The following is a 12,901-nucleotide window of genomic DNA, read 5'->3' as shown; positions in this document are numbered from 1 at the left end:
CAAATTTTTTTATCATGAGTAATATCTCTTTTAATTTAAAATCCCTGCGGAAGAAAAAAGGGCTGACACAACAGCAATTTGCTGATGCTATGGAAATTAAGCGTTCCCTTATTGGCGCTTATGAAGAAGACCGTGCAGAACCAAAATACGAATTACTAAAAAAGTTCGCAGACTTTTTTGAACTGAGCATGGATGAATTCGTAAATGAAAAGATAACCGAAAACTGGAAACCAAAGCCAAAAAGCGATGGCTCGAATATCCGTATTTTAAGTATTTCTGTAGATAAAGATGACCGTGAAAATATTGAGCTTGTTCCGGTAAAAGCAAGCGCAGGTTATTTGAATGGATATGCTGACCCTGAATTTGTAAGCGAATTACCCAAGTTTCAATTACCTATGTTTAAACACGGTACTTACCGGGCTTTTGAAATAAAAGGAGATTCTATGCTTCCTTTACAGTCTGGAACTATTGTTATCGGAGAATACATGGAAAGCTGGAATGATATAAAACCCGGCGAAACTTACATTTTTATAAGCAAAAGCGATGGTATAGTATATAAAAGAGCCGGTAATCGTTTTAAAGATAATAAGGGTTTAAAATTAATCTCAGATAATCCCGTTTACGAAGCTTATACAATTGCACCCGAAGACCTCCTGGAGGTTTGGAAAGCCAAAGCATATATTTCAACGTCTTTCCCCGAACCTTCACCGGAACCAACCATGGAAAGCCTTACATCCATGATGTCGCAAATGCAAAAATCGATAGCAAAACTTCAACAGAATAATAACAATTAGCGTTTTTCTGACTGAACTTCTCACTAACCCTCTTCTTTTTAAGGAGAGGGAATTACTGTTGCTCTCCTAACAACTATTTTCATCTTAACATTTTTTAACAAGTCTCCTGTTTAAACCTCTTCTCTGAGAAGAAGTCTATCTTCTAAAATAAAACGAAAATGAAAAAGTTATTATTTACAGCCACTTTATTTCTTGGACTGGTAAGTTTAGGAATGGCTCAGGATACTACAGCGAAACAAAAAATCAATCCGGAAGAACGGGCTAAGAAAAAAACAGAGATGCTGACAGAAAAACTATCGCTTACGAAAGATCAACAGGAAAAAATATATGCTATCAATCTTGAACAGGCAAAACAGGCTGAACAATTCAGACAGGAAGCAAAAGAGGCCCGGGAAAAAATGGTAGACCGAAGAGCTCTAATGAAAAAAAATGAAGATAAGATCAATAGTATCCTGAACGACAAACAAAAAAAGGAATACGAAGATATGAAAAAACAACGCCAGGAACAGTTTAAACATAGAAGAGACGGATTCCGTAAAGATCATAAAGAAAAAGGGGATAAAATATAAGTTTTGTGATTAATGGTTGAAGCGGCTCGAATATTCGGGTCGCTTTTTTTATTTTAGCGGCAAATCAATCCCTTGAAAAATAGTAAGGATTTTATTGCTGAACGGCTAAATGCAAGGAGACTTGAAGGTTCTTTTCGATCCTTATCTTCAAAAAACAACTCCATTGACTTTTGTTCGAATGATTATCTTGGCTTCGCCCGATCAAAAGAATTAAAAGAACAAATAGAAACTGCTTTTATAGAATTTCCCGATGCACCTATCGGATCTACCGGTTCCAGGCTTATATCCGGGAACAGCATATTCCTGGAAAACCTTGAAAAAGAAATAGCACAGTTCCACGAGGCAGAATCCGGCCTGATTTTTAATTCCGGTTATGATGCCAACCTCGGTTTATTTTCCTCTTTACCTCAAAAATGCGATACAGTAATAACAGACGAGCTTATTCATGCTTCTGTTATTGATGGCATTCGGCTTAGTCATGCCAACCGCTATTCCTTTAAACACAACGACCTGAACAGTCTGGAACAAAAATTAAAAGCAGCTGCCGGAAAAACCTATATCGCTGTTGAAAGTATTTATTCTATGGATGGCGATGAAGCACCCTTACAAGAAATTGCGGAACTGGCTGATAAATATCAGACTGCCTTAATTGTGGACGAGGCTCATGCAACGGGAATTTTCGGAGAAAATGGACGGGGACTGGTAGCTGCAAATAATTTACAAGACAAAGTTTTTGCACGAATTATAACCTTTGGCAAAGCTTTAGGAGTGCATGGGGCAATAGTTTTAGGATGTGATACACTAAGAGAATACCTCATTAATTTTTCCCGCCCGTTTATTTATTCAACAGCTTCTGCGTTTCACAGTTACCTGAGTGTAAAGTGTGCGTACAAGTTTCTTCAGCAACAAAATCATCAGAAAATTTTAAAAGAAAAAATTGATTTATTTAAAGAACAAACTCAATCAATTTCAAATCGATTTATTAAAAGCAACTCCCCTGTTCAATGCCTGGTAATTCCAGGAAACAATGAAGCAAGGCGAGTGGCAGAAATTTTGCAACACAAAAACTTTAATGTCAGACCGATACTGCATCCAACCGTTGCCAAAGGAAAAGAAAGGTTAAGGATTTGTCTTCATACCTTTAATTCTGACGAAGAGATAAAACAGCTTGCCCACCATTTAAAAGAGAATTTATGAGACCCATATTTATAACAGGAATTGATACCGGCATAGGTAAAACTATCGTTTCTGCCATACTAACCGAAAGCCTGGAGGCAGATTATTGGAAACCGGTTCAGTCCGGCGACCTCGAATATACTGATACTGACAAAGTAAAAGAGCTGGTTAGCAATACTAAAACTCGGTTTTATCCAGAAGCATACCGCTTAACTCAACCCTTTTCTCCGCATAAATCAGCTGATCTGGATGGAATTCAAATTAACCTCGGTAATATTGCAATTCCCCCAACCGATAACCAGCTAATTATAGAAGGTGCAGGAGGCTTGATGGTACCTCTCAATAACACCGAATTGATGCTTGATCTTATTAAAAAATTAGATGCTGAAGTGGTTTTAGTATCAAGAAATTACCTTGGAAGTATTAATCATACGTTATTATCGATAGAAGTATTGAAGAGAAACAATATTCCAATAAAAGCTTTACTATTTAACGGAAACACAGACACATACTCTGAAAGCTTCATTATAAACTATTCTCCGGTAAAATCAGTTATTCATATTCCTGAAATTGATATTTTTAATAAAGAAACTATAAAAAAGCTGGCCTCAGAAATAAAGCTAAATGCATGAAAACAATAGCAGTTATTGGTTCCGGTACTATGGGGAATGGAATTGCTCATACATTCGCTCAATATGGACATCCGGTTTCTTTAGTTGATATTTCAGAAGATGCCCTGCAGAAAGCACTGTTCGTCATCAGTAAAAATACCGACAGGCAAATTTCAAAAGGAACGTTAAACGAAGATGAGAAAAAACAGCTTTTAGAGAGAATATGCACTTATACTGATTTGAAAAAAGGTGTTGAAAACGCAGATTTGGTAATTGAAGCGGCCACGGAAAATGCAGCGCTAAAATCAGAAATATTCAAAAACCTGAATGCATTTTGCAAACCAGAAACGATTCTCGCTTCAAACACATCTTCCATTTCTATCACTCAGCTGGCTGCGGTAACAAACCGGGCTGATAAAGTAATTGGAATGCACTTTATGAATCCGGTTCCGGTAATGAAACTGGTAGAAGTAATAAGGGGTTTTGCAACTTCCGATGAAGTTACAAACACGATAATGGAATTATCTAAAAAAATAGAAAAGGTTCCTGTTGAGGTTAATGATTATCCCGGCTTTGTGGCAAACCGGATTCTGATGCCAATGATCAATGAAGCTATTTACGCTTTATACGAAAGAGTTGCAGGTGCAGAAGAAATCGACACGGTAATGAAACTGGGGATGGCCCACCCAATGGGTCCTCTGCAATTAGCTGACTTTATTGGCCTGGACGTGTGTCTTTCTATTTTAAATGTTTTATATGATGGGTTTAAAAATCCCAAATACGCCCCTTGCCCGCTTTTAGTTAATATGGTAAACGCCGGAAAAATAGGTGTAAAATCAGGAGCGGGGTTTTACAATTACTCCCACTAAAACAAGTAAGGGACGCTTTGTTCAAGTATCCCTTTTATAATTTTACTTATAAATATGGTGTAAATCCTTCTCAAACAAAGTATATGGATCCTGATAAAATTTCATAAAATCGGGTACACTTGCCTGACCTGGAAAAGGAGCATAAAAGTGAGTAGGACTCTGGCTATCATTTCGCCATACTAAAACATAAGAAAGTTTCAATCCCGGAGTTTTCATCACTTTTAAAAGAGTTTCAGTCCACCAGGTAGGATTGGGAATTGATTCCAGGCCTGTTTCTGTAAATGCGGCCAGCTTTCCAGCTTTTTTTGCATAATCAGATACTATCTTCAGCTTTTTAATTGCGGCATCTGTATTGTAACTATTGTCTCTGCCCATATCGCCGTAATTATCAATCCCAACCATATCAACCCACTCGTTACCCGGATACCGTTGCAAGTATTCTTCCTCGCTCTGAAATCTATTATCCGGAGAAAATGCATATATAAAATTATGAACGCCCAATGAATCCCGCAGATAAGAAACGGTAAATCGCCATAAAGAAACAAATTCCTCTTTAGTACAATGAGATTTACCCCACCAAAACCAATCGCCGTCAAACTCATGGAAGGGCCTGAATATTACCGGAACTAATTTACCGTCAGCACCTTTAACAGTATGTGCCCAGTCCGCTATTTCTTTTAAAATTTCTTTATATTTTTCATGAGCTCCTCCTCCGGGAATAAGACACCTTACAGCAGGAAAAGAAACAGAGTCTTTCCAGTAAAAACCGCCATCTGAAAGAGGATTTGAAAAATGCCATGCAGCAGTAATTATACCTCCCCTGTTATAGGTATCAATAACCGTTTTGCGAACCTCCTCCTTAGCTTTTTCAACAGCTTCGGGCGTTTTCCCGGTAAAACCGCTAAAATCTACTCCGATTACTGCGGGATGAGATCCGGTAACAGATTTTACATCCGATCGATCTTCATCTCCTGTCCATCCATGACCATATTCTGTTGCATGCTGATGCCCAAACAGGGTATGCTTTTCTGATAATTTATCTAAATTTCTAAACAATGCTTTTGTTTCGGTAGTAGCAGAAGCATCTGTTAGTTTCTTTTGAGCAAATGTAAAACTTGTTGAAAGTACGGTAAAAACAACTGATAATATTAATTTCCTATTCATTGAATACATGCACTGATTTCTAATTTTGGTGCAAAGTAATAAATAGGTTAAAATTTATATGAACGATGGTTTCTTTATTTTTGAAACTGTAAGTAATAATTTAAAGAATATCTTCTGTTTCAAGCCAGAAACGGCGCAATACATCAAGTTCGCCAAAATCCAAACCTTCTTCCACTTCTGATTTAGATCGTTGATCCTGTATATAGGTAAAGTGACGGACAGGAGTATCTTCTGTTTCTAAAGTGAATTCGAATGTGTGCGTTCCTGTTTTATTTACTAAAACCTGAGTTCCATCTTCTAAAGTAAACTCAAGAGGATACTGCTGTTCCATAAGGCATTCTTACTTTATTGGTTAACATTTTTGTATAGAAACCTGTTTTTATTAATGTGCTTTTACTAAGCGGATGAAGGATATGAAAGCAATACCAACAATTTCTTTGTTGAGCAGTTACCTATTACAAGAAAGATTTTTTTACTATGCCTGCTTCCAAAATACCTCTTTATAGTGCTCTATTTGCAAATATTGCCATTGCGGTTACAAAATTCATAGCAGCAGGTGTAACAGGAAGTTCGGCGATGATATCCGAAGGGATACATTCTGTTGTTGATTCAGCCAATGAAATCCTGCTTTTATATGGAATAAAAAGGAGTAAAAAAACAGCGGATGAAAACAGGCCTTTCGGCTATGGCAAAGAATTATATTTCTGGGCTTTTATTGTTTCAATTTTAATTTTTGCTATAGGCGGAGGTATTTCTTTTTATGAGGGAGTTTCGCATATCCAGCATCCTGCGAAAATTGAAGATCCGCATTGGAATTATATTGTTTTAGGTATTGCAATCGTTTTGGATGGATTTTCATTTATTACGGCTTTAAAAGAATTTAAAAGGCAACGGGGAAGCACCCCTTTTTGGAAAGCAGTAAAGAAGAGTAAAGATCCGTCTACTTTTGTTGTTTTATTTGAAGATGCAGCTGATGTGCTGGGTTTAATAGTTGCTTTTTTGGGTGTTTATTTAGGGCATCGTTTCAACGATCCTCTTTTTGACGGAATTGCATCAATTGTAATTGGCTTTATACTTGCATCTATCGCAATTATGCTGGCCAGGGAAAGCAGAAGTTTACTGATGGGTGAAAGCGCTGATAAACAAACACTAGCTGACGTAATAAAATTAACAGAACACAATCCGGCGGTAGAAAAAGTTTTTCCTCCTTTATCCATGTACCTTTCGCCCGAAGAGATATTTCTGGTTTTAAAGGTGATTTTCAAACAGGATTTGCAGGGAAAGGAAATAACGCAGGCAGCAGATGATATTAAAGAGTTAATAAAAACCCACTTCCCTTCTATTAAACAAATATTTATTGAACCTGAATCTGCTTAACGGCTGCCTGATTTTTCTCTTATCAAAAACTAACTTTACTCACTTTTAGTCCGTTGTTAATAAAATTTTGCCGATATGTTTACTGCTTTCCATTAGCTGATGAGCTTCTGCCGCCTCTTCAAGTTTAAAGGTTTTATATATTATTGGCTTAATCTTACCATTACTTATTAATGGCCAGATATATTTTTCAACTTCAAAAGCAAGCCCGGCTTTAAAGTCTGCTTTCTGCGGTTTTAGCATGCTTCCTGTTATCTGCAATTGTTTACTCATTATAAAACGGATATCTATTTCAGACTTACTTCCTATCATTGCATTAATAAATGAAATCCGGCCATTCTGCTTCATAATCCGTAGATTTTTTAGTGTATTTTCTCCACCCGTCATATCCAGTATTACATCAATACCTACTTCCTTTAATTCCTCTTCAAAATCTTTATTCTTATAATTAATCGCTTTGCGGGCTCCTAATTTTTCACAAAAAGTACATTTTTCTTCTGTTCCTGCTGTAGCATAAGCTGTTCCACCCATAGCAACTACCATCTGGATTGCTGCCACCCCTATTCCACTGCTGCCTCCATGAACTAAAAAGTTCTCTCCTGCCTTAAAACCGCAGATTTTAAAAACATTAAACCATACTGTAAAAATTGTTTCAGGCAGAGATGCAGCTTCAGCTAAACTAAGCCCGGCAGGAACAGGAAGGCAGAGGCGTTCATCAATTGCCTTATATTCTGCATACCCACCACCCACTATCAGGGCGCACACTTGATCGCCGGTTTTCCACCTTTTAACAGCATTACCAGTCGCGGTAACAATACCAGAAATTTCAAGCCCAGGTATTTCCAGAGCCTCTGAACTGTATGATTTACTGCTTCTTGAAAGAATATCGCTCCTGTTAACGCCAGCCGCTTTTATTTTAATTAACACTTCATTTTCTAACGGAACCGGTACCGGAACTTCCTGTAATTTTAATACTTCCGGACCTCCTTTTTCGGAAATAACTATTGCCTTCATAAGTAAAAGTCCCGGGTAAAATTTAGATTCTAAACTTATTAATTAAAAAGGAGAAACCTCTCCGGCTTCTCCTTTTATATTCAGCATTAAAAATATTATGAATAGACAGGATTACTGGAGCTTTCCTGTGAAACTGCATTTTGATGCTGCTGATTATATTTTTCAAATTCAGCATTGAGCAGATCGATGTTTCCTTTTATTTGAACAATCTTCTGATCGCACATTTGTTCCAGGGAGTGCACATTAGCAGGATCACCAAAATTCAAATTAGTGATAAAATAAAGGGTAAGCACCTGACTTTTGGAAAAATCATCATTAACAATTAATCTGAGTGGCGTACCCTGTTTAGGCATCAACAGCAACAACCCAGGGTCGCCTTTAATACGGATATTCTTCTGAATAATATTTACTTCTACCCGATCGCTGTTGTGGAACCATTCTTCAGGCAATCCTAAATTTATTCCTTTATAGCGTTCAAGGATGTCTTTTAATTTTGTTGTCGGTTCGGAAAAATCAGCTTCGATAGGCTCATAAACTGTTTTCCTCTCTTTTTCTTGATTTTCTTTGTTCTTTTCCAGTTCTCTTTTAAGATTTTCAGCCGACTCCTTTTCAAAGTCACTGCTAAACAAAACAACTTGCTGCATACTTTAGGTTTTATGGTAAATAATTAGATTTCTTGGAGTAAAGATTCTACATAAAAGATATTGGAAAGATTTAATATTAAATTTTTAATGAGATATTGACATTCCCGAAAGGTTTCCCTCTTTTAACCTTTCGGCCAGGGATTTAGCCATATCAAGATGTTCTTTTAAGACAGGAAGAGTTTTTGTAGCAAACGCTTTTAAATCAGGGTCTTGAACTTCATTTGCAGCTTGCTGAAACAGCGCTACTGCTTTTTCATGATCGCTAAGCATTGCATTTATATACGCTTTATCAAACTCTATTCCCTTTTTTGAGATTAAATTTTCAGACTTTCCGGCAAGAGAAGCGGGAATATTAATACTTTTTTTTGCAGCTATTTTTTCAAGCTCATTATTAGCGTCGGTATGATCTTTCACCATGCGGGAGGCAAAATCTCTTATTAATTGATTCTTAGCTTTTTGCTGAGCTGTTTTCCCTAACGCAACCTCTTTTTTTCCGCTCATGGCAGCCTTAACTACAAACAGAGTAGCTGAAGTATCAGGCGAGATAACACTTACTTCTGTGTTAGTTTGAGAAGGATTGGAAGAAGATGTAGAACTTACAGCAGTTGAATTTTTGCTGCCGGTTGTATCGGTTGAATTATGTTGAGCTTGTACTTTTGAAAAAAACAAAAGCATACAAGGTAATAAGAACAATTTATTAAGGTTCTTCATAGCACTAAACATAAGAGGTGTATTAATTAAACAACCAGCAGCTTAAGGGGTTTAATAAATTTTAAAAGAAGGAAGTATCTTACTAAGCAATAGCTTTGGGAGTTTCAGAATAATGTTTCCTGTCTATCACCTTTTTAAAAAAGCCGGACAGAGCTTTTGAATGATAATCAAACGAGAATAATGCTCTTTTACTCCACACGTTTTCCCGAAGCTGCTGCATTTTTTCTTTGTCCCGTAGCTGTATGCTTAATTCTTCCATGGAATTAAAGAAAATTCCCATATCTAATTCGCGGATCAAGGATTGTGTTGCAACAAGATGGCCTGTATTGTCACGCTGCAGCATAGGAAGACCAGCTACAGCTAATGTTGCCATACGGGCAGGATAATTCAGGTCATCCCAGTTTGCACGCATTAATTCACCCCCATTTTCGCTCTGGAAAAAATGCAGCCATCCTGCATCATACTGGGAAAACTCCTTCACCCAGTTTTCCTGCGTAACATTTGAATGGATGTGAAGATAGCCCGGAGCCATAGACTGAGTTTTTAGAATCCACTGCTTCCATTGTCCGTGGGTAAAATCGCCATAAAAATGCACGTGAATTTTCTGATCCGCTAATTCAGCTACAGTGTGAGGATGTAAACCAATAGGCCTTCCGGGAACTACTGTATGTATTTCACCGTCGTATTCTGAAAGCAAGGTCGATTTTTCTGCTTTAAACCATTCTTTCTTAGGAAGATCTCCATCAAGAATCAGAGTCGTTTCAGGATTTGAAGGAACAAACTGAAGGAACCAGTCTCTCATTTCGGGACTTGAATAAATCTGGCCGTCAGATTTTGAATATAAATCAATCAGCTCGTTCCAGGTCCCTTTTTCCAGGCAAATAAAAGGACCTTCTTTAAAGTGCCACACAAAAGGAATTCCTGGATTTTTTTGCAAAACCTGATGAGCGAATGGTACAGCCTGCCAATTCAAAAGTGCATAAATGACATCTGGTTTTATTTCCTTTACTCTGTTTTCCCAATTTTCAACAGCAATATCTTCAACATGGCCAAAGGGTAAAGGCCCTACACTATTATACCAGTAGGGGTCCTTCATCCATAAGCCATATAATTTATGTCCCTGCTCTTCTAATGCCAGAACCCGTTCAGAATTATAAGCTAACTCTCCAACCAGCAGTATTTTAAGTCCGTTCTTAGCAAAAGGGGTTGATTTTCGGTTACGAAAATTTTTAAAATAACTTACTTCATCAATAAAATTACCAATGGTGCTATGATATCGTAATGGTTGTTTTACTTTGTAATAAAGCCTGTAAGGATTAATCCCTCCTACAGGCTCCTGAATTATTTTATGTCGCTGATTTGGGTGGTCAACCCACTCAGAGGAAATCTCCTCTGTATAAATAAAAGTTCCTTTATCTTTTAATTTTGACCAGAACATCCTGTTTAAATCATCCGTTACAAGTTCATCACGTTCAATCCATCTGTCTTCTGTTTTTCTATGCATAACCTGAACAAGCTGCATTGGATATCCTTCAGTAAAAGTTTTGGCCGTTCTGTTATAATGATGTTTAATTCCTGAACATGCAAGAACAGCATTTTTATCTTCCTGAAATGCGTTGTATAAAGTTTGCAGATGGTTTTTATAATACAAATCGTCTGCAGGCAAATAAGCTATATAATCATATTTAGCATTCTCAATACCCTTGTTTAAACTTGCTCCAAGACCACAATTTATATGATTATCGAAATAACGAATTTTTTCATCCGTGCGGTAATACTCAATAACTTCGATCAGATTATCTGTTGAACCGTCGTTGATCAATAAAAGTTCCCATTGCTGAAATTCCTGTAATTTTAAACTTTCAATTGCTCTGGTTATGAAAGAAGCCTGATTATATACAGGCATTATAATGGATATGCCTTCTTGCCGATAAATTTTGTTCATGAATAAGGGTTTATTAGTTAGTATTAACTAAGCAACTCCTATCATAACAATAAATATAGAACGAGGTTTTATAACATCCAGAGATAATAACAGCTATTAAAGTGGAACTATCGTGATATTTCTACTAAAGATTTTTTACCTCTGTCAGTAAAAGTGATTTTCTCCTTTTCAAATATTTTTTCCTCAATAGTAGAGTTACCCGGTTTCTGGCTATAATCTTGTTCTGGTGCAGAAGGCCAGTATTTGGAGAAAAATTGTTTCATTATTTTAGAATTACCGGAAAATTGAGCTTTGATGATTCGATCATCTTTATCAAGCCAGCAGGTCATATTAACTTTTCCATACTTATTATTTTTATCTGTACAAATTAAAGCGTACGTCATTTTCCCTTTTGCTTCTCTTACAGATTTCAAAGTCATGTTATTTTCTTGTAAGAAGCTCAAAGGTCCGTTTGTATAATAAGATTTATATCCGATAAGGTGATAAAGTTCATAGCCTTTATTGTCCCTTATAGCCACCTGGCTGATATACTCTTTTTCAGTACCGTATATTTGCTGATAAAATGTAGTCCATGGTGCTTTAATCTGGGCGCTTACTACAAAATAAGTAAAGGATAAGGTTAAGGAAAGCAGAAGTTTTTTCATGTTATTTCTTTAAAATAAATCCTTTACGGCTTTACCTTAAAAAAGTTGCATGCTTCTAAAAAGAAAGAAGAAAACACAAGTTTATAAATGGAATAGCGTACTGCCAAAAAACATCAGATTATTAGCAACTATGGAAAACTACTATGTCAACTAACCTTAAGAGAATTTACATTCCCTGTATCCAGCTGAACTTATACTCTAAAGAAGGGTTTTTAATTCTTTCAGCAATACGGATAAGTCTGTCTGGCAATTTCATTAAATAATCGCGGGCCTTTTCGCCGGTTTCATTCAATTCACGCAAACTTTCAATCTGCCAATCTTTAATAAGCTGTTGCATTATTTCTACATAATCAAGAGCAGTATATACACCCAGGCGTTGAGCAGCGTCAGAAAAATGTGCAAATGTATGTCCAATATTAGTTCCGGACTCTCTTAAAAAATGAGCAGGCATAACTATTTTCTTTCGCATCATATCTTCAAAAGCAATCAAAACTTCATTTGGATCTACTTTAATGATCTGTAATATAAAGTCCTTATAAGCCTTAGCATGTCTGGCTTCATCACTGGCTATTACTCCGCACATTTTAGATAATAAGGCATCGCCATCTCTTTTAGCCAGAGAAGCCACTCTTCGGTGAGATATATTAGTTGCTAATTCCTGAAAACTTGTATAAATAAAATTTCGGTAAGGATCTCTGTCGGTTCCGATATCAAAACCATCAGCTATAAGGTATTGTGTTGATATTTCCATTTGGCGCATATCAACTCTTCCGGATAGATACAAATATTTGTTAAGCAGGTCACCATGGCGGTTTTCTTCGGCTGTCCAATGTCTTAACCATTTCATCCAGCCGCCGTCTTCGTCTTTAGAAACATCTTCAACCGCAGCCAGCCAAGATTCATAAGTGGGTAGCGCTTCTTCCGTTATGGTATCACCAATAAGTACAGCAACCAAATCATAAGAAAGGCCTTTTGCACTCTCCTGTAGTTCTTTTATTTCTTCAAAAAAAGTATCACGGCTTGAATCAGGCAAAAAATCTGAAGGTTGCCAATTGGTATCAATGGGCTTTAAGTAATCATGCATTTTTTCAAGCATATATTTCTCAATATGCTTCATTACTTCTCGTCGTGATCCAAAACTGATATTCATGCGTTGCTGTTAAAGTGTGCCAAAGATACAGAATAAGACTGTATTTGCCTAGGTAATTAATAAACGATGTATAGAAACAGAAGTTTTAAAATTGCAATAAAAGAAAAACCCTCTAATCTACCAGACCAGAGGGTTTTAGTAAAATTTGGCACCGACCTACTCTCCCACGTGTTACCGCAGTACCATCGGCTCTGGCGGGCTTAACTTCTCTGTTCGGAATGGGAAGAGGTGGACAC

General features: G+C 36.9%; 14 protein-coding genes and 1 rRNA gene. 6 read left to right on the top strand and 9 right to left on the bottom strand.

Going from position 1 to position 12,901, the window contains the following annotated elements; translation table 11 throughout:
- The first annotated feature begins 14 nt into the window (after nucleotides 1-14).
- From ACLCDL_RS10310 to ACLCDL_RS10290, 5 genes are all read left to right on the top strand, one after another.
- The gene (locus tag ACLCDL_RS10310; RefSeq protein ID WP_423148210.1) at nucleotides 15-794 is read left to right on the top strand and encodes an XRE family transcriptional regulator; all 780 of its coding nucleotides are present in this window, start codon (nucleotides 15-17) and stop codon (nucleotides 792-794) included.
- Between the two features lie 158 nt (nucleotides 795-952).
- Nucleotides 953-1,363, top strand: a complete 411-nt coding sequence (locus tag ACLCDL_RS10305; protein WP_423148209.1) for a hypothetical protein — start codon at nucleotides 953-955, stop codon at nucleotides 1,361-1,363.
- A 72-nt stretch (nucleotides 1,364-1,435) separates the two neighbouring features.
- Complete coding sequence (locus tag ACLCDL_RS10300) at nucleotides 1,436-2,560, top strand: aminotransferase class I/II-fold pyridoxal phosphate-dependent enzyme (RefSeq protein WP_423148208.1); 1,125 nt, start codon at nucleotides 1,436-1,438, stop codon at nucleotides 2,558-2,560.
- Nucleotides 2,557-3,171 carry a dethiobiotin synthase gene (bioD, locus tag ACLCDL_RS10295; protein WP_423148207.1) on the top strand — a complete coding sequence of 205 codons (615 nt, stop codon included), beginning with the start codon at nucleotides 2,557-2,559 and terminating at the stop codon, nucleotides 3,169-3,171. The genes ACLCDL_RS10300 and bioD overlap by 4 nt, the downstream gene beginning before the upstream one ends.
- Entirely contained in the window at nucleotides 3,168-4,019 is an 852-nt protein-coding gene (locus tag ACLCDL_RS10290; RefSeq protein ID WP_423148206.1) for a 3-hydroxybutyryl-CoA dehydrogenase, read from the top strand. The genes bioD and ACLCDL_RS10290 overlap by 4 nt, the downstream gene beginning before the upstream one ends.
- A gap of 42 nt (nucleotides 4,020-4,061) precedes the next feature.
- Here ACLCDL_RS10290 and ACLCDL_RS10285 read toward each other — a convergent pair whose 3' ends face one another.
- Nucleotides 4,062-5,183: a glycoside hydrolase family 26 protein gene (locus ACLCDL_RS10285; RefSeq protein ID WP_423148205.1), complete on the bottom strand. Its 1,122-nt coding sequence runs from the start codon at nucleotides 5,181-5,183 to the stop codon at nucleotides 4,062-4,064.
- Between the two features lie 100 nt (nucleotides 5,184-5,283).
- A complete protein-coding gene (locus tag ACLCDL_RS10280; RefSeq protein WP_423148204.1) occupies nucleotides 5,284-5,514 on the bottom strand; it encodes a hypothetical protein in 231 nt (76 codons plus the stop codon).
- 146 nt (nucleotides 5,515-5,660) lie between these two features.
- On the opposite strand from ACLCDL_RS10280, the gene ACLCDL_RS10275 reads away from it, so the two are divergent.
- Nucleotides 5,661-6,560 (top strand): cation diffusion facilitator family transporter, encoded by a 900-nt coding sequence (locus ACLCDL_RS10275; RefSeq protein WP_423148203.1) that lies wholly within the window; start codon nucleotides 5,661-5,663, stop codon nucleotides 6,558-6,560.
- A gap of 45 nt (nucleotides 6,561-6,605) precedes the next feature.
- Here ACLCDL_RS10275 and ACLCDL_RS10270 read toward each other — a convergent pair whose 3' ends face one another.
- The 7 genes from ACLCDL_RS10270 to rrf all read right to left on the bottom strand — a co-directional run.
- Nucleotides 6,606-7,571: an NAD(P)H-quinone oxidoreductase gene (locus tag ACLCDL_RS10270; RefSeq protein WP_423148202.1), complete on the bottom strand. Its 966-nt coding sequence runs from the start codon at nucleotides 7,569-7,571 to the stop codon at nucleotides 6,606-6,608.
- Nucleotides 7,572-7,666: 95 nt separating this feature from the next.
- A complete protein-coding gene (locus ACLCDL_RS10265; protein WP_423148201.1) occupies nucleotides 7,667-8,215 on the bottom strand; it encodes a hypothetical protein in 549 nt (182 codons plus the stop codon).
- 84 nt (nucleotides 8,216-8,299) lie between these two features.
- Nucleotides 8,300-8,926 carry a DUF4142 domain-containing protein gene (locus tag ACLCDL_RS10260; protein WP_423148200.1) on the bottom strand — a complete coding sequence of 209 codons (627 nt, stop codon included), beginning with the start codon at nucleotides 8,924-8,926 and terminating at the stop codon, nucleotides 8,300-8,302.
- A gap of 82 nt (nucleotides 8,927-9,008) precedes the next feature.
- Nucleotides 9,009-10,871, bottom strand: a complete 1,863-nt coding sequence (locus ACLCDL_RS10255) for a glycosyltransferase family 2 protein (protein ID WP_423148199.1) — start codon at nucleotides 10,869-10,871, stop codon at nucleotides 9,009-9,011.
- Nucleotides 10,872-10,978: 107 nt separating this feature from the next.
- On the bottom strand, nucleotides 10,979-11,515 hold the full coding sequence (locus ACLCDL_RS10250) for a hypothetical protein (protein WP_423148198.1): 537 nt from the start codon (nucleotides 11,513-11,515) through the stop codon (nucleotides 10,979-10,981).
- Between the two features lie 166 nt (nucleotides 11,516-11,681).
- Nucleotides 11,682-12,665, bottom strand: a complete 984-nt coding sequence (locus tag ACLCDL_RS10245; RefSeq protein WP_423148197.1) for an acyl-ACP desaturase — start codon at nucleotides 12,663-12,665, stop codon at nucleotides 11,682-11,684.
- A gap of 143 nt (nucleotides 12,666-12,808) precedes the next feature.
- Nucleotides 12,809-12,901: ribosomal RNA gene (rrf, locus tag ACLCDL_RS10240) — 5S ribosomal RNA — on the bottom strand; the annotation flags it as partial.

Origin of the sequence: Rubrilithobacter danxiaensis (assembly GCF_047272945.1) — a bacterium.
GTDB classification, from domain to species: domain Bacteria; phylum Bacteroidota; class Bacteroidia; order Sphingobacteriales; family Sphingobacteriaceae; genus Rubrolithibacter; species Rubrolithibacter danxiaensis.
The sequence above is the reverse complement of the archived record's forward strand: the minus strand, read 5'-3'. Positions and strand labels throughout refer to the sequence as shown.